Source organism: Streptomyces sp. SAI-170, assembly GCF_049739565.1.
Lineage (GTDB): Bacteria > Actinomycetota > Actinomycetes > Streptomycetales > Streptomycetaceae > Streptomyces.
The window spans coordinates 6,777,947-6,800,416 of sequence record NZ_JBMGQD010000001.1; the positions used below are offsets into that span (position 1 = coordinate 6,777,947).

A 22,470-nucleotide genomic window follows, 5' to 3' on the forward strand; every position below is an offset into this window, starting at 1 on the left:
GGCGCCGGACAGCGCCGCTGACTGTGCGCTCTCGGCGTGTTTCGGGCGGTATCGCCCTGTCAACTTGCCGGGAGCGACAGGTACGCTGCTGATCGCGGCCCGCTGAACGAGGCCCGGACCGCGAACCGGGAGTACGCACGGGGATTGCCTGAGGTTCACCCCCGGGCGTTACGATCGCTGGCGGCACGATCGTTCGGACACCTGTCCGACCGGTCGGACAGTGTCCCATCAATTCGCCTCGGTGAGAAGGTAAAACATATGTTCGGCGGAAAGATCGGCCCGCTCGAGATCACCCTGATCCTCGTCATCATCCTGCTGCTGTTCGGCGCCAAGAAGCTGCCGGACATGGCTCGCTCGCTCGGCAAGTCCGCGCGCATCCTCAAGAGTGAGGCGAAGGCGATGAAGGAGGACGGCAAGGCCGCCGCCCCGGCCGACCCGCCGAACCCGGGCGACGACCAGGCCCCCGCTCAGCGCGTCATCCAGGCTGCTCCCGGCGATGTGACCAGCTCCCGGCCGGTCAACGAGCCGACGGACACCACCAAGCGCTGACGCAGGGCCGGTGACCTCCGGCCCGCCGTAGGAGATGGGAACGTGGGTTGCTGAAGCCTGCCCGCAACAAGGAGAAGGATCCCGAGGGGCGGATGCCCCTCGCGGAACACCTGCGTGAGCTCCGCAACCGGCTCGCGAAGGCCGTGCTGGCCATCATCGTCGTCACCGTCGTGGCCGCCTTCTTCTACAACGACATCATCGACTTCTTCACCAAGCCGGTCCTGGACTCCGTCGGCTGCCCGGACTCGTTCTCGGAGCTGGCGAAGCAGAAGGGCGACAGCCCCTGCGCCCAGATCACGATCAACGGCCTGCTCGCGCCCTTCACCCTCGCGCTGAAGGTGTCGCTCATGGCCGGCGTCGTCCTCGCCTCGCCGGTGTGGCTCTACCAGCTGTGGGCGTTCGTCGCGCCCGGTCTGCACCGGCACGAGAAGAAGTACGCGTACGCGTTCGTCGCCACCGGCGTCCCGCTGTTCTTCGCCGGCGCCTACTTCGCCTACTCCGTGCTGCCCACCACCGCGAACGTCCTGATCGAGTTCACGCCGTTCGGCGTGGACAACCTGCTGCCGCTGGACGACCTGCTCGACCTCGTCACCCGCATGGTGATCGTCTTCGGTCTGTCCTTCGAGCTGCCGCTGCTGCTGGTGATGCTGAACTTCACCGGGGCGATCACCGGCAAGCGCATGCTCGGCTGGTGGCGCGGCATGATCCTCGGCATCACGGTCTTCGCGGCCATCGCCACGCCGAGCACCGACCCGCTGTCCATGCTGGCGCTCGCCGGGCCGATCTGGGTGCTCTACTTCGCCGCTGTGATCGTCGCGCTCGTCAACGACCGGCGCAGGCTCCGCCGCGAGGCCCTCGGCCCCGCCGACGACGAGGCCTCCGACCTGGACCTCACGCCCGACGACATCGGCGACATCGAGCCCGTCACCGCGAGCCGGGCCCTGCCCGAGCAGACGAGCACGGACCGGGTCAACGGTTACGACGACGCGACCTGACCACCCCGGGGCCGCCTGAGCGTCCCCTCTGCCTCACCCCCACCGCGGGCCGCGGCCGGGGCGCCCACCCGGCGCCGCCGGCCGCTCGCCGTTGCGGGTGCCTTCACCGGCCGAACGGCCGTGAGCTGCACGGATCCCCGGCCCGCGGGAAGCAGATCGGGATAATGATCGTCCTGTTGTCAGTGCGGAACGGTACGCTCGAAAGCACGATGACAGAGGACCTCTCACCGGCCCAGCGGTACGCGGCAGCCCGCAAGCGCGCTGCCGAGCAGGCCACCGCGCTCGCGTCCTTCCGCGAGATGTACGACTTCGGCCTCGACCCCTTCCAGATAGAGGCCTGCCAGGCACTCGAAGCGGGCAAGGGCGTCCTGGTGGCCGCGCCGACCGGCTCGGGCAAGACGATCGTGGGCGAGTTCGCCGTCCACCTCGCCCTGCTCCAGGGCAAGAAGTGCTTCTACACGACACCCATCAAGGCGCTGTCGAACCAGAAGTACTCCGACCTGTGCCGCCGCTACGGCACCGACAAGGTCGGCCTGCTCACCGGCGACAACAGCGTGAACTCCGACGCCCCGGTGGTCGTCATGACCACCGAGGTCCTGCGGAACATGCTGTACGCAGGCTCGCAGACCCTCCTCGGCCTCGGCTACGTGGTCATGGACGAGGTGCACTACCTCTCCGACCGCTTCCGCGGAGCCGTCTGGGAAGAGGTGATCATCCACCTGCCCGAGTCCGTGACCCTGGTGTCACTGTCCGCGACCGTGTCCAACGCCGAGGAGTTCGGCGACTGGCTCGACACCGTCCGCGGCGACACCGAGGTGATCGTCTCCGAGCACCGGCCCGTGCCGCTGTTCCAGCACGTGCTCGCCGGGCGCCGGATGTACGACCTGTTCGAGGAGGGCGAGGGCCAGCGCAGAGCCGTCAACCCCGACCTCACCCGCATGGCCAGGATGGAGGCCAGCCGGCCCTCCTACCCGGACCGCCGGCGCGGCCGCGCCATGCGCGAGGCCGACCGGGAGCGGGAGCGGCGCCAGCGCTCCAGGATCTGGACGCCGAGCCGCCCCGAGGTCATCGAGCGCCTCGACGCCGAGGGGCTGCTGCCCGCGATCACCTTCATCTTCAGCCGCGCCGCGTGCGAGGCCGCCGTACAGCAGTGCCTGTACGCCGGACTGCGGCTGAACGACGACGAGGCGCGGGTCAAGGTCCGGGCCCTGGTCGAGGAGCGCACCGCCTCCATCCCGACCGAGGACCTGCACGTCCTCGGCTACTACGAGTGGCTGGAGGGCCTGGAGCGCGGCATCGCCGCCCATCACGCGGGCATGCTGCCGACCTTCAAGGAGGTCGTCGAGGAACTGTTCGTGCGCGGCCTGGTCAAGGCCGTCTTCGCCACGGAGACCCTCGCGCTGGGCATCAACATGCCCGCGCGGTCCGTGGTCCTGGAGAAGCTCGTCAAGTGGAACGGCGAGCAGCACGCCGACATCACCCCCGGCGAGTACACCCAGCTCACCGGCCGGGCGGGCCGGCGCGGCATCGACATCGAGGGCCACGCGGTGGTGCTGTGGCAGCGCGGCATGAACCCCGAGCAGCTCGCGGGACTCGCGGGCACCCGCACCTATCCGCTGCGCTCCAGCTTCAAGCCGTCGTACAACATGGCGGTCAACCTGGTCGAGCAGTTCGGGCGGCACCGCTCGCGCGAGCTGCTGGAGACGTCCTTCGCGCAGTTCCAGGCCGACAAGTCGGTCGTCGGGATCTCGCGGCAGGTGCAGCGCAACGAAGAGGGCCTGGAGGGCTACAAGGCCTCCATGACCTGCCACCTCGGCGACTTCGAGGAGTACGCGCGCCTCAGGCGTGAGCTGAAGGACCGCGAGACCGAGCTGGCCCGGCAGGGCGCGTCGCAGCGGCGCGCGGAGGCGGCCGTGGCGCTGGAGCGGCTCAAGCCGGGTGACGTGATCCATGTGCCGACCGGCAAGTACGCGGGCCTGGCGCTGGTCCTCGACCCGGGGCTGCCGGCCGGGCGGTCCAACGGCCATCGCGGCTTCGACCACCACGACGGCCCGCGCCCGCTGGTGCTGACCGCCGAGCGGCAGGTCAAGCGGCTGGCGTCGATCGACTTCCCGGTGCCGGTGGAGGCGCTGGAGCGGATGCGGATCCCCAAGTCCTTCAACCCGCGCTCCCCGCAGTCGCGCCGGGACCTGGCCAGCGCGCTGCGCAGCAAGGCCGGGCACATCGTGCCGGACCGGCACCGCAGAGGGCGTTCGCAGGCGGCCGACGACCGCGAGATCGCCCGGCTGCGCGCCGCGCTGCGCGCCCACCCCTGCCATGGGTGCAACGACCGTGAGGACCATGCGCGTTGGGCCGAGCGCTACCACCGGCTGCTGCGGGACACCTCGCAGCTGGAGCGGCGCATCGAGGGCCGTACGAACACCATCGCCCGGACCTTCGACCGGATCGTGGCGCTGCTGACCGAGCTGGACTACCTGCGCGACGACGAGGTCACCGAGCACGGGCGGCGGCTGGCCCGGCTGTACGGCGAACTCGACCTGCTGGCCAGCGAATGCCTGCGGGCCGGCGTCTGGGAGGGCCTGAGCCCGGCGGAGCTGGCGGCCTGTGTGTCGGCGCTGGTGTACGAGGCCCGGGTCAGTGACGACGCGCTCGCGCCCAAGCTGCCGTCCGGCAAGGCCAAGGCCGCGCTGGGGGAGATGGTGCGCATCTGGGGGCGCCTGGACGCGCTGGAGGAGGACTTCCGCATCACCCAGACCGAGGGGGTCGGACAGCGGGAGCCGGACCTCGGCTTCGCCTGGGCCGCGTACATGTGGGCCTCCGACAAGGGGCTCGACGAGGTGCTGCGCGAGGCGGAGATGCCGGCCGGTGACTTCGTGCGGTGGTGCAAGCAGGTCATCGATGTGCTGGGGCAGATCCAGGCGGCCGCCTCTCCCGAGGGGTCCACCGTGCCCAGGGCTGCCCGTAAGGCTGTTGACGCGTTGTTGCGGGGGGTTGTCGCCTACTCGTCCGTGGGCTGATCTTTCGTCGGCGGGCGCGGCGGATCTGTGGCTGGTCGCGCCCGCGCGGCGGAGCCGCAGATCGACACAGCCCCGCGCCTCTGAGCACGCACCCCGGGACCTCATTCACTCGTTACGGTGAGTTACTTTCGCATGCCTACACGTCGCTACTCTCCGTGTGCGAGCGTGGTCTCAGCGTGCAAATGGGGCCGAGCGTACTCCTGTTGCGGGGGCATTTCAGGTGCTTGCCGAATATGACACGGCGATGATCCGGTCGGACTAAGCTCGCCCGCAGCGCGCCGAGTTGAGATGAATCGCGCGCTTGTTCCCCTATATGCCTTAGATCCCGACAGTTCCCTGACGAGGGCCCACATGGTGAGTGTCCAATCCCCTCCCGTACGCCGCGAACTCCCCTTCACTCGCGTGCTGTTGCTCCCCGCGATAGTCATGGCCGCGGCGACCGGCGCCGCTGTGGCACTCGTCGCGCAGCCGGCGCAGAACGCGGTGGCCGTGTGCGGTGGCGTCGCCACCCTGCTGGTGATCCTCACCGGCGCCGAGGCCGCGCGCCGCGGCCGTGTGCTGCGCGACCTGCGTGCCGAGCACGCCCGTCACACCGCGTATCTGGAGCGGCGGATCGCCGCCCACGACGAGCGGATGATCCGCCTCGGCCAGGAGGTCGTGCCCGCCGCGCTGGGCCGGATGAGCACCGGCCACTCGCCCGGAGAGGTCATGCGCGACCTGGGCCTCATCGATCCCTCCTACCGGGACCTGGCCGAGGCCGAGCGCCAGCTGGTCCACTACCTCCTGCGGATCGTCGACCACGAGGAAGCCCTGCGCGACTCCGCCCAGCGGTCCTTCGTGAGCATCGCCCGCCGCGTCCAGGCGATCATCCACCAACAGGCCGCCGAACTGCGGGAGATGGAGGAGGACCACGGCCGCAACCCCGAGGTCTTCGACGACCTGCTGCGCATCGACCACGGCAACGCACTGATCGGCCGGCTCGCCGACTCCATCGGCGTCCTCGGCGGCGGCCGCCCGAGCCGTCAGTGGCCCAAGCCCGTCGCCCTCTACAGCGTGCTGCGCGGCGCCATGTCCCGCATCCTGGAGTACCGGCGGATCTCCCTGGACAACATCGCCAAGGTCAACATCCGGGGCACCGCCGTCGAACCGGTCATCCACGCCTGCGCCGAGCTGCTCGACAACGCCACCCGCTACTCACCGCCGCAGACCAAGGTCCACGTCACCGCCTTCGAGGTGCAGACCGGCGTCGCCATCGAGATCGAGGACGGCGGTGTCAGCCTCAGCGAGGAGGCCCGCGCCCGCGCCGAGGGCATGCTGGAGCGCGCCAAGGCCGGTGTCGACCTCCAGGAGCTCGGTGACAGCCCGCGCCTCGGCCTCGCCGTCGTCGGCCGACTGTGCACCCAGTTCAACATGCAGGTGTCACTGCGCAATTCGGCGTACGGCGGTGTCCGGGCCGTGCTGATCGTGCCCAGCGACATGATGACCACCGAGCCCGGCGTCGGACTCGCCCACGGCATCGGCGCCACCGCCCTGCCGCAGACGGTCGACGCGCTCGAAGGCCCCAAGCGCCCGCCCAAGAAGCGCCGCCCCACCAGCCCGCGCATCCCGGCCGCGGTCTCCATGGAGGACGAGATCCCGGAGGTCACCGAGTGGACCGCGGGCGGTCTGCCGCAGCGTCGCAGCCGGGTCAAGATCCCGATCAGCCAGCGGATCGCCGAGCAGTACGCCGCCGAGGCCGCCATCCGCGAAGGGCGCGACCCCGGCCCGCAGTGGGCCGACCTGAAGGCCGAGCTGGAGCGGCAGGCACCGGCCAAGAGGGAAGACAAACCCGCACCCGGCCTGGCCTTCGAGGCCTTCTGGGAGGGCCTGAAGAAGGTCGCCCCGCCCGGTGAACACCCCACCGCGTTCACCCGCAACCCCACCGCATACATCCATCTGATCGAGGACTCGGCCCCCAGCGAGGCCGACGACGAGGGGGACCTCAAGTGATCCAGCAGCGAGCGAACTTCGACTGGATGCTCAAGGAACTCGCCGACGGCGTACCGGGCATCGCCATGATCGTGGTGCTCTCCGCCGACGGACTGCGTATCGCCCGGCACGGCGGCGACCCCGACACCGCAGACCGGGTCGCCGCGGCCTGCGCGGGACTGCAGAGCCTGGCGAACGCGGTCGCCCAGGAGATCCCCACCAGCGAGGGCGAGATGAACATGGTCCTCATCGAGATGGACCGCGGCTACTTCTACATGATGGCCGCAGGCCCCAACGCCTACCTCGCCGTCCTGGCCGACATGATCTGCGAGCCCGGCATGATGAGCAACCGCATGCGCGACCTCGTCGTCCGCATCGGCGCTCATCTGACGAGTCCGCCCCGGCGCAACGGGCAGACCGTATGACGCCTCCGCAACGCCAGAGGCGCACCCCCGTCCAGCCCCCTGCCCCGCCCCCGCAGGCGGCCGGGCAGGAGGGCGACCGCCCCAACCCCGAACGGCTCTTCGTCATCGGCGGCGTCGACGGCTCACGCGCGGAGATGGACCTCGTCACGCTGATCGTGGCGCGTGCCGAGCCGTCGCCGTCGACCACCCCGGAACAGGCCGCGGTACTGCGGCTGTGTTCCGCCCCGCTGTCCGTGGCCGAGCTGTCGGCCTACCTCAGTCTGCCGTTCAGCGCGATGACCGTCCTGCTCACGGAGATGCTGGCGGCCGAACTGGTCACGGCGCGCGCCCCGATCACCCGTCAGGCGCTCCCCGACCGTTCCCTCCTCGAAGCGGTGATGCATGGACTTCAAAAGCTCTGACACCGTCCCCGGTCCACGCACCGAGGACCATCTGCCGCACACGGCCCAGGCCGCGGCGAAGATCGTGATCGTGGGCGGCTTCGGAGTCGGCAAGACGACCATGGTCGGCTCGGTCAGCGAGATCAGACCGCTGACCACCGAGGAGACCATGACGCAGGCCGGCGTCGGCGTCGACGACAACTACGGCTCCGAGACCAAGACCGCCACCACCGTGGCCATGGACTTCGGCCGTATCAGCATCACCGACCAACTGGTCCTCTACCTCTTCGGCACCCCGGGCCAGGAGCGCTTCTGGTTCCTGTGGAACGGCCTGTTCGAAGGGGCGCTGGGCGCGGTCGTGCTGGTCGACACCCGCAGGCTGGAGGTCAGCTTCGACGTCATGGGGCGGCTGGAGGAACGCGGCGTGCCCTTCGTGGTGGCCGTCAACTCCTTCCCGGACGCGCCCCGTTACCCCCTCGAGGACCTGCGCACCGCCCTCGACCTGACCGACGAGATCCCGATCATGGAGATCGACGCACGGCGTCGTGCCTCCAGCCGGGACGCCCTGATGACCCTGGTGCGCTTCCTGCACTCCATCGCCCTGAGCCGCGCGCTCACCTGAAAACCCCGACACCGGATCTGATCCACCAGCCTCGGAGCCTCCACAGTGACGCCTGAACCCTTCTCATCGACCGGAACGGACGACCCGACCCTCGCCCCGCCCCCCGGCTGCCCGGCGCACGGCACCGGCCCCGGAGGCCGGCACCGGCTGTACGGCCCCGAGGCGGTGGACCTGGGCGAGCTGTACGAGAAGCTGCGGGCCGAGCACGGGCCCGTGGCGCCCGCGCTGCTCCATGACGACGTGCCGATCTGGGTGGTCCTCGGTCACACCGAGAACCTGCACATGGTGCGCACCCCCTCGCAGTTCACCCGTGACAGCCGCATCTGGACCCCGCTGATCGAGGGCCGGGTCAAGCCCGACCACCCGCTGATGCCGCACATCGCCTGGCAGCCGATCTGCTCCCACGCCGAGGGCGACGAGCATCTGCGGCTGCGTGCCGCGGTCACCGGCGCCATGTCGACGATCGACCACCGGGGCCTGCGCCGGCACATCAACCGCTACACCCAGCGGCTGGTCAACCGCTTCTGCGAGCAGGGCAGCGCCGACCTCGTCGGCCAGTTCGCCGAGCATCTGCCGATGGCCGTGATGTGCGAGGTCCTCGGCATGCCGGAGGAGTACAACGACCGGATCGTGCAGTCCGCCCGGGACGCCCTCAAGGGCACCGAGACGGCGATCGCCAGCAACGCCTACGTCATGGAGGCGCTCGGCCGGCTCACCACCCGCCGTCGCGCGCACCCCGAGGAGGACTTCACCAGCCACCTCATCATGCACCCCGCGCGACTGACCGACGACGAGGTCCGCGAACACCTGCGGGTGGTCCTCTACGCCGCCTACGAGGCCACCGTCAACCTGCTGTCCAACGCGCTGCGCATGGTGCTGCTCGACCCGCGCTTCCGTGCCCAGCTCAACGGCGGGCAGATGACGGTGCCCGAGGCGGTCGAGCAGTCTCTGTGGGACGAGCCGCCGTTCAGCACGGTCTTCGCCTACTTCGCCAAGCAGGACACCGAGTTGGGCGGGCAGCGCATCCGGCGCGGCGACGGCCTGCTCTTCGCACCGGCCCCCGGCAATGTCGACCCCCGGGTCCGGCCCGACCTGGCGGTCAACATGCAGGGCAACCGCTCGCACCTCTCCTTCGGCGGCGGCCCGCACGAGTGCCCGGGTCAGGACATCGGCCGTGCCATCGCCGACGTCGGCGTCGACGCGCTGCTGATGCGCCTGCCGGACGTGGAACTCGACTGCGACGAGGAGGACTTGCGCTGGACCGAGTCCATCGCCTCCCGGCATCTGGTGTCGCTGCCGGTGCAGTTCGCTCCACGGGCGCAGCAGGACGTGAAGGAGAAGCCGTCGATCCGGCCGGTCCCGCAGCAGCGGCCCGCCTGGCAGATCAGCACGCCGGCCCCGCAGCCGGTCGCGCAGCCGGCCCCGCCCGTGCAGCCCGAGCCGCAGCCGCCGGCCCCCGCCGAGGCCCCCGTTCCGGCACCGGCCGGACGCCCCGGGGCGTGGCAGCGGTTCCTGCGGTGGTGGCGGGGCTACTGAGCCTTCGTACGACTGGGCGTCCACTCGCCAGCCCAGTCGTCGTACGACGTCCACGCCTCCAGCTCTCGCCCGCTCCTGAAGCGGTGGGCCGTCCCCGTGATCGGGTCGGTGAACTCCAGGACGCGGGCGAGGAGTTGCAGCGGACGGCGGAAGTCGTCGGCCGGTACGGGCGGCAGAGGTGAGGGGTAGAGGGGGTCGCCGAGGATCGGCAGGCCCAGCGTGTTCATGTGCACGCGCAGCTGGTGGGTCTGCCCGGTGGTGGGAGTCAGCCGGTACCGGGCGGTCCCGTCGGGCCGGTGCTCGGGTGTCTCGATCCGGGTGACGGCGTTCGGCTCGCCCTCGACCTCGTACGCGGCGAGCACCCCGCGCTCCTTCACGATCCGGCTGCGCACGGTGCGCGGGAGAGCGAGCCCGGGATCGTACGGGGCCACGGCCTCGTACTCCTTGTGCACCCGGCGGTCGCCGAACAGCGTCTGGTAGGCGCCGCGCTCCTCGGGCCGTACGGTGAACAGCACCAGCCCGGCCGTGAGCCGGTCCAGCCGGTGTGCCGCGCTCAGCGCGGGGATGCCCAGGTCGCGCCGGAGCCGGGCGAGTGCGGTCTCGGTGATGTGGGAGCCGCGCGGGGTGGTGGCCAGGAAGTGCGGCTTGTCGGCGACGACGATGTGCTCGTCGCGGTACACGACCTCCAGCGGGAACGGCACCGGCACCTCGTGCGGCAGCTCGCGGTGGAACCACACGTACAGGCCGGGTACGTACGCCGTGTCCGCGGTCACCGGGCGTCCGTCCGCGCCGACGATCAGCCCCGCGTCCAGCATCCGCTCGACGACCCCGGCGCCCGCACCGGACAGCCGCTCCACGAGATGCTCGCCGACCGTGGCCCAGGTGCCCTCGCCCGGCAGGCGCACGCGCACCGGGTCGATCCCGTCGCGCTGGGGCAGCGGGGAGGGCGGGGGAGGGGTGCGGCGTCTCATCGCAGGCAAGGGTACGTCGCGGCCGCGACCGGCCTTCGGCGCCGTAAAACCTGTTGGGCCCGTTCAGGCGCCTTGGCAGGATGCGGGCCATGCCCTATCTGACCGGTCCTGTCCTGCCCGACGGCACCTTCGCGGGCGCCCCGCAGCCCGTGATCCCCACCGGTGACGGTCTGCTGCTGCGCCCCTGGCGGGCGTCGGACGCGCCCGGGGTGTACGCCGCCTTCCAGGACCCGTTGATGCACCGCTGGCATCTGCGCGCGGCCGACTCCGAGGACGAGGTGCGCGGCTGGATCGAGGAGTGGCAGGGGGAGTGGGCGACCGAGCGCAGCGCCCAGTGGGCCGTCGTGGACGCCGGGGACGACCGGCTGCTCGGGCGGGTGGCGCTGCACCACATCGACCAGGTCGACGGTCAGGGCGAGGTCGGCTACTGGACGGTCGCCGCGGCCCGGGGCCAGGGGGTCGCCGCCCGGGCGACCTCGGCCCTCGCCCGGTGGGCGCTGGAGGAGGCCGGCTTCCATCGTCTGGAGCTCACCCACGCCCTGGGGAACGAGGCTTCCTGCCGGGTCGCCGCCAAGTGCGGGTTCGCGCTGGAGGGCACCAAGCGCGGGGCGGTGCTCTACACCGACGGCTGGCAGGACGTGCATCTGCACGCGCGCGTGCAGGGCGACTGAGGGCGCGGGCGGCGGGGGGCTCGAGCCGCCTGCGGCGGGGGCTCAAGCCGCTTGGCTTGCGGCGGGCGGCTCACGCCGCCGGGGCCTTGCCCTCCTGCTCCTGCTCGATGCGGGCGTTCCACTCGCGCTTGGAGGCCTGCCAGCCGTCCTCGTTGTGGCCGAGGCGCCAGTAGCCGGAGATCGACAGGTCCTCGCGGGGGATGCCGCGCTCGACCCGCAGCAGACGCCGCAGCTCCTTCACGCAGCTCGCCTCGCCGTGCACGAAGGCGTGCACCCGGCCCTCGGGCCACTGAAGGGCGCGCACCGCCTCGACCAGGGCCTCGCCGACGCGCCGGTCGCCGCGGTGCAGCCAGACGACCTCCGCGGCACAGTCGATCTTCACTTCCTCCTCGGGGCCGGAGACCTCGACGAAGCAGCGCACGTCGGCGTCGTCGGGCAGCGTCTCCAGGGCGGCCGCGATCGCGGGCAGCGCGCTCTCGTCACCGGCGAGCAGATGCCAGTCGGCCTGTGTGTCGGGGGCGTAGGCGCCGCCGGGGCCCATGAAACGGACGGTCTCGCCCGGCTGGACACGGGTCGCCCAGGGGCCGGCCAGGCCCTCGTCGCCGTGGACCACGAAGTCCAGCGTCAGCTCGCGCGTCTGCGGGTCCCAGATACGCACGGTGTACGTCCGGGTCACCGGCCACTGTTCGCGCGGGAACTCGGCGCGGATGCGCTCCAGGTCGAACGGCTCGGGATAGCTCACGCCGTCGGACGGCGGGAACAGCAGCTTGACGTAGTGGTCGGTGTGGGCACCCACCGTGAAGTCGGCCAGGCCGTCGCCGCCGAGCACCACGCGCTGCATGTGCGGGGTGAGCCGCTCGGTGCGGACGACCTGCGCGGTGTGGGGCTTCCGCGCCGTGCGGGCCGGACGTTCTGCCATGGCGGCCTCCCTGCGATCCATGCTTAGGCATACCTAAGTTAGCACTACCCTCAGAGCATGTGCGCGGAACGAGTGCCCACATGAGCACCACAGGCGATTACCCGCCCAAGGTCAGCAACAGCCGGTGCAGGGAGTTGCCCAGTCCCCAGCGCGCTCCCAGCTCGGCCACCGCCGCGGGGTCGCGCGGGGTGCGCGGCAGGAGCGTGTCCACGTCCGGCAGCGGCACGTCGTGAGCGACCTTCACCACCTTCGGGGCGACGGCGACATACGGCCGCGCCTCGGTCAGCCGCTTGCGCTGCGAGGGCGTGAGCTTCGCCCTCGGGTCGTCCACCGCGGCCATGATCCCGGCCAGGTCGCCGAACTCGGCCAGCAGCTTCGCGGCCGTCTTCTCGCCGATGCCGGGCACCCCGGGCAGTCCGTCGCTCGGGTCGCCGCGCAGCAGGGCCAGGTCCGCGTACCCGGGGCCGTCGACGCCGTACTTCTCGCGCAGCACCGCCTCGTCGGTGAGCTGGAGCATGCCGACGCCCTTGAGCGGATACAGCACCCGCACCCCGCGCGTGTCGTCGACCAGCTGGTAGAGGTCGCGGTCGCCGGTGACGATGTCGACCGGGCCCTTGGCGTGCGCGGTGAACGTGCCGATCACGTCGTCCGCCTCGTAGCCCGCGACACCCACCCGGGCGATGCCGATCGCGTCCAGGACCTCCTCGATCACCGGCACCTGAGGCGACAGGGTGTCCGGCACCACCTCCTCGTCCGGCCCGACCGCGTGCTCCTCGGCGACCCGGTGCGCCTTGTACGAGGGGATCAGGTCGACCCGCCACTGCGGCCGCCAGTCGGCGTCCATGCAGGCCACCAGCTCGTCCGGGCGGTGGTCCCGCACCAGGCGGTCGATGAACTCCAGCAGCCCGCGCACGGCGTTCACCGGCGTGCCGTCCGGGGCCTTCACGGACTCCGGGACGCCGAAGTAGGCGCGGAAGTAGAGCGAGGCGGTGTCGAGGAGCATCAGTCGTCCGGTCACGCCTCGCATCATGCCGCACACCACTGACAACCACGCGTCATGCCGCACACCACCGACAACCACGCGCCGGAACGTGTTGCGCCCTGCGCCTGTGCCGTGACCTGCCCCACTTGTGCGTTTGTGGCCCACGGCTGCGGGCAGGCGCCGCCACGGAGCGACGTCGGCCGTCCACCCCCTCAGGCGGCCGCTCGCTCCGTTTCCATTGCCCCCGAGACAAGAGGTTCGCGTGTCAGCCAGGCTAGAGGCCGATCATCTCTACAAGGTGTTCGGCAGACGACAGGACGAGGCGGTCGAGCGGCTCCGCAAGGGAGCCGACCGGGAGGAACTGCGCGCAGACGGCACCACCGCAGCCGTGATCGACGCCTCCTTCACGGTGGACAAGGGCCGGATCTTCGTCGTCATGGGCCTGTCCGGCTCCGGCAAGTCCACCCTGCTGCGGATGCTCAACGGCCTGCTGGAGCCGACCGCCGGGCAGGTCCGCTTCGACGGCCAGGACCTGACCGCGCTCGGCGCACGTGAGCTGCGCGAGGTCCGCTCGAAGAAGATCAGCATGGTCTTCCAGCACTTCGCGCTGTTTCCGCACCGCAGCGTCCTGGACAACGCCGCCTACGGCCTCGCCGTGCAGGGGGTGCCCCGCGCGGAGCGCGAGAAGCGCGCCGCCGAGGCCCTCGAACTGTGCGGCCTCGCCGGCTGGGAGAAGTCCTGGCCGGACGAGCTGTCCGGCGGCATGCAGCAGCGGGTGGGCCTGGCCCGCGCGCTGGCCACCGACGCCGACCTGCTGCTGATGGACGAGTCCTTCAGCGCGCTGGACCCGCTGATCCGCCGTGACATGCAGGACCAGCTGCTCACCCTCCAGCGCACCCTGAAGAAGACCATCGTCTTCATCACCCACGACCTCAACGAGGCCATGCGCCTGGGCGACCGTATCGCCGTCATGCGCGACGGCCGCATCGTGCAGAACGGCACCGCCGAGGACATCCTGCTGCGCCCGGCGAACGACTACGTCGCCTCCTTCATCAAGGACGTCGACCGCTCCCGCGTGCTGACCGCGGGCGCGGTGATGGACACCTCGGTGACCGGCGAGGCCCCCGCGTGCGGCTGTGAGACCGCCACCCGCGAGACGCCGTTCGCGGAGCTCTGCGCGATCAGCGCCCGTCTGTCGCACCGCGTGTCGGTGGTGGACGAGGCGAACCACGTCATCGGTGTGGTGCCGCGGCAGCGGCTGCTCGCCTTCCTCGGCGACGAGAGCGCCGACCCCGCGCCCTGCGACAACCCGGACGGGAAGGTGGCCGCCCGTGCCTAGGCTTCAGCTCGGTGACTGGGTCGACTCCGGTGTCGACTGGCTCGTCACGCATCTGTCCTGGCTCTTCGACGCCGTCAAGACGGTCGTCGAGGGCATGTACGACGGCATCGACGCCGTCCTGACCGCGCCCCAGCCGCTGCTGCTTGCGGGCATCCTCGCGGTGCTCGCCTGGTGGCTGCGGGGCCTGGCCGCGGGGGTGCTGTCCTTCGCGGGGTTCGCGCTGATCGACTCGCTCGACCTTTGGGACAAGGCGATGTCGACGCTGTCCCTGGTGCTGGTCGCCACCGTGATCGCCCTGGTGATCTCCATCCCGCTGGGCATCTGGGCGGCCCGCTCCAAGGCCGTCAGCGCGGCCGTGCGGCCCGTCCTGGACCTGCTCCAGACGATGCCGTCGATGGTGCTGCTGATCCCGGCGATCCTGTTCTTCGGCATGGGCGTGCCCGCCGGTGTCGTCGCCACCCTGATCTTCGCGCTCGCCCCGGGCGTGCGGATGACCGAGCTCGGCATCCGCCAGGTCGACGCGGAGCTGGTGGAGGCGGCCGAGGCCTTCGGCACCACGCCCCGTGACACGCTCCTGCGGGTCCAGCTGCCGCTCGCCCTGCCGACGATCATGGCGGGCGTCAACCAGGTGATCATGCTGGGCCTGTCGATGGTCGTCATCGCCGGCATGGTCGGCACCGGCGGCCTCGGCGGCGCCGTCAACGAGGCCATCGGCCAGCTCGACATCGGCCTCGGCTTCGAGGCGGGCCTCGGCATCGTCGTCCTCGCGATCTACCTGGACCGCGTCACCGGCGCGCTGGGCACGCAGCTGTCCCCGCTGGGCCGCCGCGCCGCCGCGAAGGTCCGCCGCACCCCCCTGACCTACCGGCTGCGCCCCACCGTCGCGGTGATCGGCGTCGTCGTCCTCGCCCTGGTGGCCGGCGGCATGAACGTCTTCGGGTCGAACGCCGGCACCGCCGAGGCCTCCGCCACGGACGTCGGCAAGGGCCGCGAGGTCAAGATCGGCTACATCCCGTGGGACGAGGGCATCGCCTCAACCTACCTGTGGAAGGAGCTGCTGGAGCGCCGCGGCTTCGAGGTCACCACCACCCAGTACGCCGCCGGGCCGCTGTACACGGGCCTGGCCACGGGCCAGATCGACTTCCAGACGGACTCCTGGCTGCCGGTCACCCACGCCGAGTACTGGAAGAAGTACGGCAAGCAGCTCGACGACCTCGGTAAGTGGTACGGCCCCACCTCCCTGGAGCTGTCCGTCCCGTCGTACATGAAGGACGTCAACACGCTCGCCGACCTGAAGCGGCACGCCGCCGACTTCGACGGCAAGATCGTCGGCATCGAGCCCAGCGCCGGAATGATGGGCCTGCTCAAGGACAAGGTGCTGAAGGAGTACGGGCTCGAGGGCTCCTACGACGTCGTCGACGGCTCCACCCCGGCGATGCTGGCCCAGCTGAAGCGGGCGTACGCCAAGAAGGAGCCGGTCGTCGTCACGCTGTGGTCGCCGCACTGGGCGTACAGCGACTACGACCTGAAGAAGCTGAAGGACCCCAAGGGCGCCTGGGGCGCGGGCGACGGCGTGCACACGCTGGCCCGCGACGGCTTCGCCGCCGACAACCCCGAGGTCGGCCGCTGGCTGAAGGACTTCTCGATGACCGAGCGGCAGCTCACGGATCTGGAGTCGCGGATCCAGAAGGCCGGCAAGGGCCAGGAGCAGCAGGCCGTGCGCGACTGGCTGCAGGACAACCCCGCACTGGTGGACCAGTGGGCACCGGTCGCCGGGGACGCCGACCGGGCGTCCTGACCCCCCATGAACGGGCGGCCGGGTGACCTGACGGACCCGGCCGCCGGACAGAGGGGCGGGCCACCGTACGACTTCCCCTTCGTACGGCGGTCCGCCCCTCCTCTTCGCCCCGCGACGGCCACCGTAAGAATCCGGCCAACCACGCAGAGCCACGCACGGGCCTGTGAACGGCTCCCGAGCGGCCCGGAGTTCGAGACGGGCCTCCTTCGGGAACTCGGGAACAGACGGAGACGCCGGTGCATTGAACCCGGAACGATGCCTGTGGGCTGGCGTGAAGTATGAGGTCGGACCTCAGACAATGTGTCGTCGATGTGACGGCCGCCTGCAACGGTTTGCCGAACATGCGTAGGGTGCAGAGAACCCAAGAGAATGCACCGCAAGCAGCGCGTCCCTGACCCGACCGACGAGCGAAGGAGGGAGCCGGAGCGATGGGCGACCACAAAGAGCAGCCTCTGCGCGTGGGCGCGGCCGTGCGGCGCCGCCGCCGTGCGCTGGAGCTCACCCTCGCCGTCGTGGCCGAGCGCAGCGGCCTGTCGGTGCCCTTCCTGAGCCAGATCGAGAACGACCGGGCGCGGCCCAGCACCAGCTCCCTGGAGAAGGTCGCCGACGCCCTGCGCACCACGGCCGTCGAGCTGCTCGCCGCCGCCGATCCGGCGTGCAGCGTCGACGTCGTGCGCGCCGAGGACCCCGATCCGGGGCCCGAGCCGCTGATGCGCTCCCTGGTGCGCGGCCACCATCAGATGCACGCCTCGGAGTTCACCGGCGGCCATGAGACGGGCCGTGAGTTCCAGTACCGCAACGACCAGTTGATGTACGTCGCCGACGGCGGCGTCGAGATCGAGGCGGAGGGCCGCGCCTACCGCCTGGGCCGCGGCGACACCCTCTACCTGACCGGCGGAGTCCGCCACCGCTGGCGCGCCACCGTGCCGGAGACCCGCGTCCTCGTGGTCGCCGTCGCGGAGCACATCGACGCCTTCGAGGACCGGCAAGGCCCCAGGTGAGGGTCGTCTCCCTGGTGCCGTCGCTGACGGAGGCCGTGGCCGAGTCACTGCCCGGTGTGCTGGTCGGCGCGACCGACTGGTGCGTCCGTCCGGCGGGCCTGGAGGTCGCCCGCGTCGGTGGCACCAAGAACCCGAAGGTCGAGAAGATCCTCGCCCTCGGCCCCGACCTGGTGGTCGCCAACGAGGAGGAGAACCGCACGCCCGACCTGGACGCCCTGCGCGAGGCGGGCGTGGAGGTGCTGGTCACCGAGGTGCGGGACGTGCCGCAGGCGTTCGCCGAGCTGGAGCGGGTGCTGCACGCCTGCGGCGCCGCGGCCCGGCCGCGCTGGCTGGACGAGGCGGAGGCCGCCTGGGCGGCGCCGGTCGGCCTGTCCCGTCGTACGACCGCCGTGGTGCCGATCTGGCGGCGGCCCTGGATGGTGCTGGGCCGCGACACCTTCGCCGGTGACGTGCTGGCCCGCCTCGGTGTCGACCACCTGTACGCGGGGCACGCCGAGCGCTATCCGCGCGTCCCGCTGGAGGAGCTGACGGCCGCCGCGCCCGACCTGGTCGTCCTGCCCGACGAGCCCTACCGCTTCACCGCCGACGACGGCCCCGAGGCGTTCCCCGGGCTGCCGTGCGCGCTCGTCGACGGCCGGCACCTCACGTGGTACGGGCCGTCACTGGCCGAGGCGCCGCGGGTGCTGGGCGCGGCCCTGCGAGCAGCGCTCCGCTGACCAGACCCCGTACGGTCCCGAAGGCCGCGAGCGCGACAGCGGTCAGCAGCACGGCGTACAGGGCGACCGCCAGGGCGTCGTAGGCGAGCAGTCCCGTGTGCCGGGCCAGGGACGCGGTGCCGGTGACGCAGGTGCCCACCGGGAAGGTGAAGGCCCACCAGGTCATCGCGAAGCCCATGCCGTGCCGCCGGGCCCGCACCACGTGCACCGTGGCGAGCCCCAGCCACAGCAGCGCGAAACCCATCACCGGGACGCCGTGCAGGACGGCGAGGATGCCGAACCCGTCGGCGTACGGGGCGGGCAGCACGCCCGGCGCTACACCGGCGAAGTTGCCCGCGGCGGTGGTGGACTGGCCCAGCGGGCCGAGCACCAGGAACAGCGTGGGGGTCAGCGCGAGCGGCAGCGGGCCACGGGTGATCAGGCGGGTGAACACCAGCGGCAGCATCACCAGCGTGGCCAGCAGGCTCAGCCCGAACAGCGCGAAACAGCCCAGCAGCAGCGTCGCCCGGGCCTGCCCCGGCGGCAGATGCGGCACCAGCAGCGGCCCCTGCGCCGCGGACACCATCGGCGCCACCAGCGGCAGCAGCCACACGGGCGTGGCCTGCTCCGGCGTCACCCGGTGCCGTACGGCCATCAGGTACGGGACCGTCACGGCCGCGGCCAGCGCGGTGGCCGTACCGGCGGTGAACAGCACGACGTCCAGCGCGAGCGCGGCCCGCGGCCCGATCCAGTCCCGCCCGACCGCCAGCGCGCCACCACCGACCGACAGCAGGGCCATCGCCACACAGCCGTAGAACGGAGCCGTCGCCGGGTCCAGCAGATGCGCGCGGGCCTGGTCGCGGTGGTGGCGCCAGTGCTGGGCGCGCCCGCCGAGCAGCACCAGCAGCATCGCCAGGGAGAGCGCCCAGACGGCCGCGCACAGCGGGCGCAGGCCGGGGAGATGGACCGGCAGCGCGGTGCCGGCGGTGGCGACGATGGCGGTCCCCATGACGGTGGCGTACCAGTTGGGCCCGAGGTGGCGGACGGCGGCGGCGCGGGGACGGCGGGGGTCGGCGGGCGGGGCGGAGAGCGGCTGGGCGGCGGTGACCATGATCCCCAGGATCTCCCCGCCCCGGGGCCACCACCAGGGACTATGTCTCTATGAGGACATAAGGTGGGGTTATGAGCAGCGTGGATGGGCGGGACGGGGACATACGGCCGGGCGGCGGTTCGCTCGCGCACCGGGTGCCGGATCTGGGGGCGCTGGAGCTGCTGCTGGCCGTCGCCCGGCTGGGCAGCCTGGGTGCGGCGGCCCGCGAGGTCGGCATCACCCAGCCCGCCGCGAGCAGCCGCATCCGCTCCATGGAACGTCAGTTGGGCGTGGCTCTGGTCGACCGTTCACCGCGCGGCTCCCGGCTCACGGACGCGGGCGCGCTGGTGACCGACTGGGCGCGCCGGGTGGTGGAGGCGGCGGAGGCCTTCGACGCGGGCACGCAGGCGCTGCGGGACCGGCGCGACTCGCGGCTGCGGGTCGCCGCCAGCATGACCATCGCCGAGTATCTGCTGCCGGGCTGGCTGCTCGCGCTGCGCGCCCAGCGGCCGGACACGGCCGTGTCCCTGCTCGCGGGCAACTCCGCCGCGGTCGCCGAACGGCTGCTCGCCGACGAGGCCGACCTCGGCTTCGTCGAGGGCCTGTCGGTCCCCGCGGGCCTGGACGCGGCCGTCATAGCCCATGACCACCTGATCGTCGTCACCGCACCGGGCCACCCCTGGGCCCGCCGCCGACGCCCCCTGGCGGCGGACGAACTCGCCGCCACGCCCCTGATCCTGCGCGAGGAGGGCTCCGGCACCCGGCAGGTCCTCGACGCCGCCCTCGGTGGCCTCGCCCGCCCCCTGATCGAGCTGTCCTCCACCACCGCCGTGAAGGCGGCCGCGGTGGGCGGCGCGGGCCCCGCCGTCCTCTCCGAGCTCGCCGTCGGCGAGGAACTCGCCATGCGCCGCCTCGTCCGCGTGCCCCTGGACGGCGTCACCCTGGAACGCTCCCTGCGCGCGGTGTGGCCGACGGGACACCGGCCCACGGGGCCGGCGCGGGACCTGCTGTCGCTGACGCGGGGGTAGGGCCCCTTCGCGCGAAAACGCTTGGCTTCCCTGGGCGCGGGCCCGGCACCATGGCCCCCATGACCACCACCGCCCCACCCGCCTCCGGCTCCCGGCTCCCGTGGCAGGCGCTTCCCGACGTCGTGCGGGACGCCGTCGCGGAGATGACCGGCGGGCCGGTCGTGGAGGCCGTCACCCAGTCCGGCGGGTTCTCGCCCGGTGTGGCCGCGCGGGTGCGGACGGCCGGTGGGCGGCGGGCTTTTGTGAAGGCCGTCAGCTCCGAGTCCAACCCGTACAGCCCGGCCATGCACCGAGCCGAGGCCCGCAACGCCGCCGCGCTCCCGCCGCAGGTGCCCGCGCCGCGGCTGCTGGGGGCGTACGACGACGGCACCTGGGTCGCTCTGGTCTTCGAGGACGTGGCCGGGCGGCAGCCGCACGTGCCCTGGCGGGCGGCGGAGTTGCGCGGGGTGCTGGACGCCGTGGCCCGGCTGGCCCGCGCGCTCACCCCGTGTCCCCTGGACGCCCGGCCCGCCGCCGAGGCGCTCGCCCGCAACTTCGCCGGCTGGCAGGACCTGCGCGACGGCGCCGAGGGCGAGGTGGCGGACCGGCTGGGCGCCTGGACCGCCGCCCGGCTGGACCGGCTGGCCGAGCTGGCCGGACCCTGGGCGCAGGCCGTCGCCGGTGACACGCTCGCCCATGGCGATCTGCGCGCCGACAACATGCTGCTGACCGAGGACGGCCGGGTCGTCTTCGTCGACTGGCCGCACGTCGTGCGCGCCGCGCCCTGGTTCGACCTGCTGGTCATGCTGCCGTGCGTGCGCGGGCAAGGAGGCCCGGACCCGCAGGAGGTGTTCACCCGCCACGAGCTGGGCGCGGGCGCCGACCCGGACGCCGTCACCGCCGCGCTCGCGGCCCTCGCCGGCTACTTCCTGCGGCACTCCCTGCTGCCCCCCGCCGCCCGGCATCCCCACCCTGCGCGCCTTCCAGCGGGCGCAGGGCGAGGCCGCCCTGGAGTGGCTCAGGACGCGGCTGCCGCTGTGACCAGGGCCCGCATCACCCGCGGGTCCTCGCCCATCTCCGGGTGCCACTGCACCCCGAGCACCCAGTGCGGACCCGGCAGCTCGACCGCCTCCACGGTGCCGTCGGCGGCGTGCGCGCAGGGGACAAGACCGGTGCCGAGACGGTCCAGCGCCTGGTGGTGATAGGTCGGTACGGCGGTCTCCTCGGCGACGATCGCGGCGTACCGCGTGCCCGGGACCGGCTTGACCGGGTGCCGGCCGAAGACCCCGGGGGCCTCGGTGTGGCCGTCGAGGTGCTGGACGAGGGTGCCGCCGACGGCGATGTTCAGCAGCTGCATGCCGCGGCAGATGCCCAGCAGGGGAGTGCCGGCGGCCAGGGCGGCGTCGATCAGGGCGAGTTCCCAGGTGTCACGGGCGTGCGCGGGCGGGCCCGTGCGCGGGTCGCGCTCGGCGCCGTAGCGGGCCGGGTCGACGTCCGGCCCACCCGCGATCACCAGCCCGTCGAGGCGGGCGACGGCCTCGGGTGCATGCTCCGGCGCGTCCGGGGGCAGCATCGCGGCGAGCCCGCCCGCCTGCTGGACCATCCGGGGATACCCGGCCGGGACCAGCGCCGCCGCCAGATCCCACACGCCCCAGCGCGCACTGGACTCCAGATACGTGCTGATCCCGATGAGCGGCCTGTCCGCCATGTGCCCTCCCGCGCCTCAATGGACTGTCCGCATACCTTTATCCCGGGGCCGTCAGGTCAGGAAACCCCGCAGCAGCGCCGCCGTGCCCGCGCAGTGCTCCCGCATGATCTCCCGCGCCCCGTCCGCGTCCCCGTCGAGGACCGCCTCCACCAGAGCGGTGTGCTGGCGCTGGGAGTGCTCCAGGTTGCGCACCAGCAGCGGGATGCAGTCGAGCAGGTCGTTCACCGTGGCCCGTACGGCCGCGTACTGGGCGGTGAGCGTGGCGGAACCGGACAGTTCGGCCAGGGTGAGGTGCAGGAGGGTGTCCGCGCGCCGGTAGTCGTCGAGCGGCGCGTCCTGCGTGCGCTCCAGCGCCTCGCGCAGCCGCCCGCCCTGCTCGTCCGTCAGCCCGTGCGCCGCGCACAGCCCCGCCGCGCCCACCTCCAGCACCTCCCGGAAACGCAGCACGTCCTCCACGTCGACCCCGGCCACCCGCCTGCGCAGCTCGTCCTCACCCGGGCTCGCCGTGCGCGACAGCACGAACGTTCCGCCGTACCGCCCCCGCCGGGACTCCACCAGCCCCTGCTCCTGAAGCACCTTGAGCACCTCCCGCAGCGTCACCCGGCTGATCCCCAGCCGCTCCGCCAGCTCCCGCTCCGCCGGCAACCGGCCCCCGTCGGGGACCAGCCCGAGCCGGACGACCTGGAGGATCTGCTCCAGGGCCTCCTCGAAGCCGTTGCCCGCCCGGACGGGGCGCAGCACCGGCGTCAGCCGGTCACCCGCGTCGGCCGCCTCTTCCGCCATCTCGCCGTGCCCCC

Annotated in this window: 20 protein-coding genes and 1 pseudogene; 15 read left to right on the top strand and 6 right to left on the bottom strand. The window is 72.2% G+C overall.

Translation table 11 applies throughout. The annotated features are described in order from the left end of the window. Positions 1-258: 258 nt before the first annotated feature. From tatA to RKD23_RS30510, 8 genes are all read left to right on the top strand, one after another. Positions 259-549 (top strand): Sec-independent protein translocase subunit TatA, encoded by a 291-nt coding sequence (gene tatA / locus RKD23_RS30475; protein ID WP_424856613.1) that lies wholly within the window; start codon positions 259-261, stop codon positions 547-549. A gap of 47 nt (positions 550-596) precedes the next feature. Further along, positions 597-1,544: a twin-arginine translocase subunit TatC gene (gene tatC / locus RKD23_RS30480; protein ID WP_424856614.1), complete on the top strand. Its 948-nt coding sequence runs from the start codon at positions 597-599 to the stop codon at positions 1,542-1,544. Positions 1,545-1,708: 164 nt separating this feature from the next. Further along, a complete protein-coding gene (locus tag RKD23_RS30485) occupies positions 1,709-4,561 on the top strand; it encodes a DEAD/DEAH box helicase (RefSeq protein WP_424856615.1) in 2,853 nt (950 codons plus the stop codon). Between the two features lie 351 nt (positions 4,562-4,912). After that, a complete protein-coding gene (locus RKD23_RS30490; protein WP_424856616.1) occupies positions 4,913-6,550 on the top strand; it encodes a sensor histidine kinase in 1,638 nt (545 codons plus the stop codon). After that, positions 6,547-6,954, top strand: coding sequence for a roadblock/LC7 domain-containing protein (locus RKD23_RS30495; RefSeq protein ID WP_424856617.1), 408 nt, complete (start codon positions 6,547-6,549; stop codon positions 6,952-6,954). Before RKD23_RS30490 ends, RKD23_RS30495 begins: the two co-directional genes overlap by 4 nt. After that, on the top strand, positions 6,951-7,355 hold the full coding sequence (locus tag RKD23_RS30500) for a DUF742 domain-containing protein (protein WP_424856618.1): 405 nt from the start codon (positions 6,951-6,953) through the stop codon (positions 7,353-7,355). Before RKD23_RS30495 ends, RKD23_RS30500 begins: the two co-directional genes overlap by 4 nt. Next, complete coding sequence (locus tag RKD23_RS30505; RefSeq protein WP_424856619.1) at positions 7,336-7,956, top strand: GTP-binding protein; 621 nt, start codon at positions 7,336-7,338, stop codon at positions 7,954-7,956. Before RKD23_RS30500 ends, RKD23_RS30505 begins: the two co-directional genes overlap by 20 nt. Positions 7,957-8,001: 45 nt before the next feature. Beyond that, positions 8,002-9,492, top strand: a complete 1,491-nt coding sequence (locus tag RKD23_RS30510) for a cytochrome P450 (RefSeq protein ID WP_424856620.1) — start codon at positions 8,002-8,004, stop codon at positions 9,490-9,492. Here the strand turns inward: RKD23_RS30510 and RKD23_RS30515 are convergent. Then, positions 9,486-10,463, bottom strand: coding sequence for an RluA family pseudouridine synthase (locus RKD23_RS30515; protein ID WP_424856621.1), 978 nt, complete (start codon positions 10,461-10,463; stop codon positions 9,486-9,488). The two genes, RKD23_RS30510 and RKD23_RS30515, sit on opposite strands and share 7 nt — an antisense overlap. Positions 10,464-10,552: 89 nt before the next feature. Here RKD23_RS30515 and RKD23_RS30520 point away from each other — a divergent pair, with 89 nt between their 5' ends. Beyond that, positions 10,553-11,134: a GNAT family N-acetyltransferase gene (locus RKD23_RS30520; protein ID WP_424856622.1), complete on the top strand. Its 582-nt coding sequence runs from the start codon at positions 10,553-10,555 to the stop codon at positions 11,132-11,134. Between the two features lie 70 nt (positions 11,135-11,204). Here the strand turns inward: RKD23_RS30520 and RKD23_RS30525 are convergent, their stop codons facing one another. Continuing rightward, positions 11,205-12,053 (bottom strand): siderophore-interacting protein, encoded by an 849-nt coding sequence (locus RKD23_RS30525; protein WP_424856623.1) that lies wholly within the window; start codon positions 12,051-12,053, stop codon positions 11,205-11,207. A 97-nt stretch (positions 12,054-12,150) separates the two neighbouring features. Next, positions 12,151-13,080, bottom strand: coding sequence for a 5'-3' exonuclease (locus RKD23_RS30530; RefSeq protein ID WP_424858373.1), 930 nt, complete (start codon positions 13,078-13,080; stop codon positions 12,151-12,153). A 217-nt stretch (positions 13,081-13,297) separates the two neighbouring features. Between RKD23_RS30530 and RKD23_RS30535 the strand changes: the two genes are divergently transcribed. The 4 genes from RKD23_RS30535 (at position 13,298) to RKD23_RS30550 (ending at position 17,889) form a co-directional block, all read left to right on the top strand. Next, positions 13,298-14,374 (top strand): quaternary amine ABC transporter ATP-binding protein, encoded by a 1,077-nt coding sequence (locus RKD23_RS30535; RefSeq protein WP_424856624.1) that lies wholly within the window; start codon positions 13,298-13,300, stop codon positions 14,372-14,374. Next, positions 14,367-16,172 carry an ABC transporter permease/substrate binding protein gene (locus RKD23_RS30540; protein WP_424856625.1) on the top strand — a complete coding sequence of 602 codons (1,806 nt, stop codon included), beginning with the start codon at positions 14,367-14,369 and terminating at the stop codon, positions 16,170-16,172. The genes RKD23_RS30535 and RKD23_RS30540 overlap by 8 nt, the downstream gene beginning before the upstream one ends. Before the next feature lie 428 nt (positions 16,173-16,600). Then, positions 16,601-17,173, top strand: coding sequence for a helix-turn-helix domain-containing protein (locus RKD23_RS30545; RefSeq protein WP_404042910.1), 573 nt, complete (start codon positions 16,601-16,603; stop codon positions 17,171-17,173). Next, entirely contained in the window at positions 17,170-17,889 is a 720-nt protein-coding gene (locus RKD23_RS30550; protein ID WP_424856626.1) for a helical backbone metal receptor, read from the top strand. Before RKD23_RS30545 ends, RKD23_RS30550 begins: the two co-directional genes overlap by 4 nt. Here RKD23_RS30550 and RKD23_RS30555 read toward each other — a convergent pair. After that, complete coding sequence (locus RKD23_RS30555; RefSeq protein ID WP_424856627.1) at positions 17,816-18,979, bottom strand: TDT family transporter; 1,164 nt, start codon at positions 18,977-18,979, stop codon at positions 17,816-17,818. The genes RKD23_RS30550 and RKD23_RS30555 overlap by 74 nt on opposite strands. A 71-nt stretch (positions 18,980-19,050) precedes the next feature. On the opposite strand from RKD23_RS30555, the gene RKD23_RS30560 reads away from it, so the two are divergent. Both RKD23_RS30560 and RKD23_RS30565 read left to right on the top strand, forming a co-directional pair. Continuing rightward, positions 19,051-19,986, top strand: a complete 936-nt coding sequence (locus RKD23_RS30560) for a LysR family transcriptional regulator (protein ID WP_424856628.1) — start codon at positions 19,051-19,053, stop codon at positions 19,984-19,986. Between the two features lie 59 nt (positions 19,987-20,045). Next, positions 20,046-21,006 (top strand): annotated as a pseudogene (locus tag RKD23_RS30565) (aminoglycoside phosphotransferase family protein). Here the strand turns inward: RKD23_RS30565 and RKD23_RS30570 are convergent. Both RKD23_RS30570 and RKD23_RS30575 read right to left on the bottom strand, forming a co-directional pair. Further along, positions 20,984-21,673: a gamma-glutamyl-gamma-aminobutyrate hydrolase family protein gene (locus RKD23_RS30570; RefSeq protein ID WP_424856629.1), complete on the bottom strand. Its 690-nt coding sequence runs from the start codon at positions 21,671-21,673 to the stop codon at positions 20,984-20,986. The pseudogene RKD23_RS30565 and the gene RKD23_RS30570 sit on opposite strands and share 23 nt — an antisense overlap. A gap of 51 nt (positions 21,674-21,724) precedes the next feature. After that, positions 21,725-22,456 carry a FadR/GntR family transcriptional regulator gene (locus RKD23_RS30575; protein ID WP_424856630.1) on the bottom strand — a complete coding sequence of 244 codons (732 nt, stop codon included), beginning with the start codon at positions 22,454-22,456 and terminating at the stop codon, positions 21,725-21,727. Positions 22,457-22,470: the final 14 nt, after the last annotated feature.

What these genes read in the sequence shown, in the direction of transcription:
- tatA (WP_424856613.1), top strand. Translation starts at nt 259, where the DNA reads ATGTTCGGCGGAAAGATCGGCCCGCTCGAGATCACCCTGATCCTCGTC.
- RKD23_RS30485 (WP_424856615.1), top strand. Translation starts at nt 1,709, where the DNA reads ATGATCGTCCTGTTGTCAGTGCGGAACGGTACGCTCGAAAGCACGATG.
- RKD23_RS30490 (WP_424856616.1), top strand. Translation starts at nt 4,913, where the DNA reads ATGGTGAGTGTCCAATCCCCTCCCGTACGCCGCGAACTCCCCTTCACT.
- RKD23_RS30500 (WP_424856618.1), top strand. Translation starts at nt 6,951, where the DNA reads ATGACGCCTCCGCAACGCCAGAGGCGCACCCCCGTCCAGCCCCCTGCC.
- RKD23_RS30505 (WP_424856619.1), top strand. Translation starts at nt 7,336, where the DNA reads ATGGACTTCAAAAGCTCTGACACCGTCCCCGGTCCACGCACCGAGGAC.
- RKD23_RS30515 (WP_424856621.1), bottom strand. Translation starts at nt 10,463, where the DNA reads ATGAGACGCCGCACCCCTCCCCCGCCCTCCCCGCTGCCCCAGCGCGAC.
- RKD23_RS30520 (WP_424856622.1), top strand. Translation starts at nt 10,553, where the DNA reads ATGCCCTATCTGACCGGTCCTGTCCTGCCCGACGGCACCTTCGCGGGC.
- RKD23_RS30525 (WP_424856623.1), bottom strand. Translation starts at nt 12,053, where the DNA reads ATGGCAGAACGTCCGGCCCGCACGGCGCGGAAGCCCCACACCGCGCAG.
- RKD23_RS30530 (WP_424858373.1), bottom strand. Translation starts at nt 13,080, where the DNA reads ATGCGAGGCGTGACCGGACGACTGATGCTCCTCGACACCGCCTCGCTC.
- RKD23_RS30545 (WP_404042910.1), top strand. Translation starts at nt 16,601, where the DNA reads ATGGGCGACCACAAAGAGCAGCCTCTGCGCGTGGGCGCGGCCGTGCGG.
- RKD23_RS30555 (WP_424856627.1), bottom strand. Translation starts at nt 18,979, where the DNA reads ATGGTCACCGCCGCCCAGCCGCTCTCCGCCCCGCCCGCCGACCCCCGC.
- RKD23_RS30560 (WP_424856628.1), top strand. Translation starts at nt 19,051, where the DNA reads ATGAGCAGCGTGGATGGGCGGGACGGGGACATACGGCCGGGCGGCGGT.
- RKD23_RS30570 (WP_424856629.1), bottom strand. Translation starts at nt 21,673, where the DNA reads ATGGCGGACAGGCCGCTCATCGGGATCAGCACGTATCTGGAGTCCAGT.
- RKD23_RS30575 (WP_424856630.1), bottom strand. Translation starts at nt 22,456, where the DNA reads ATGGCGGAAGAGGCGGCCGACGCGGGTGACCGGCTGACGCCGGTGCTG.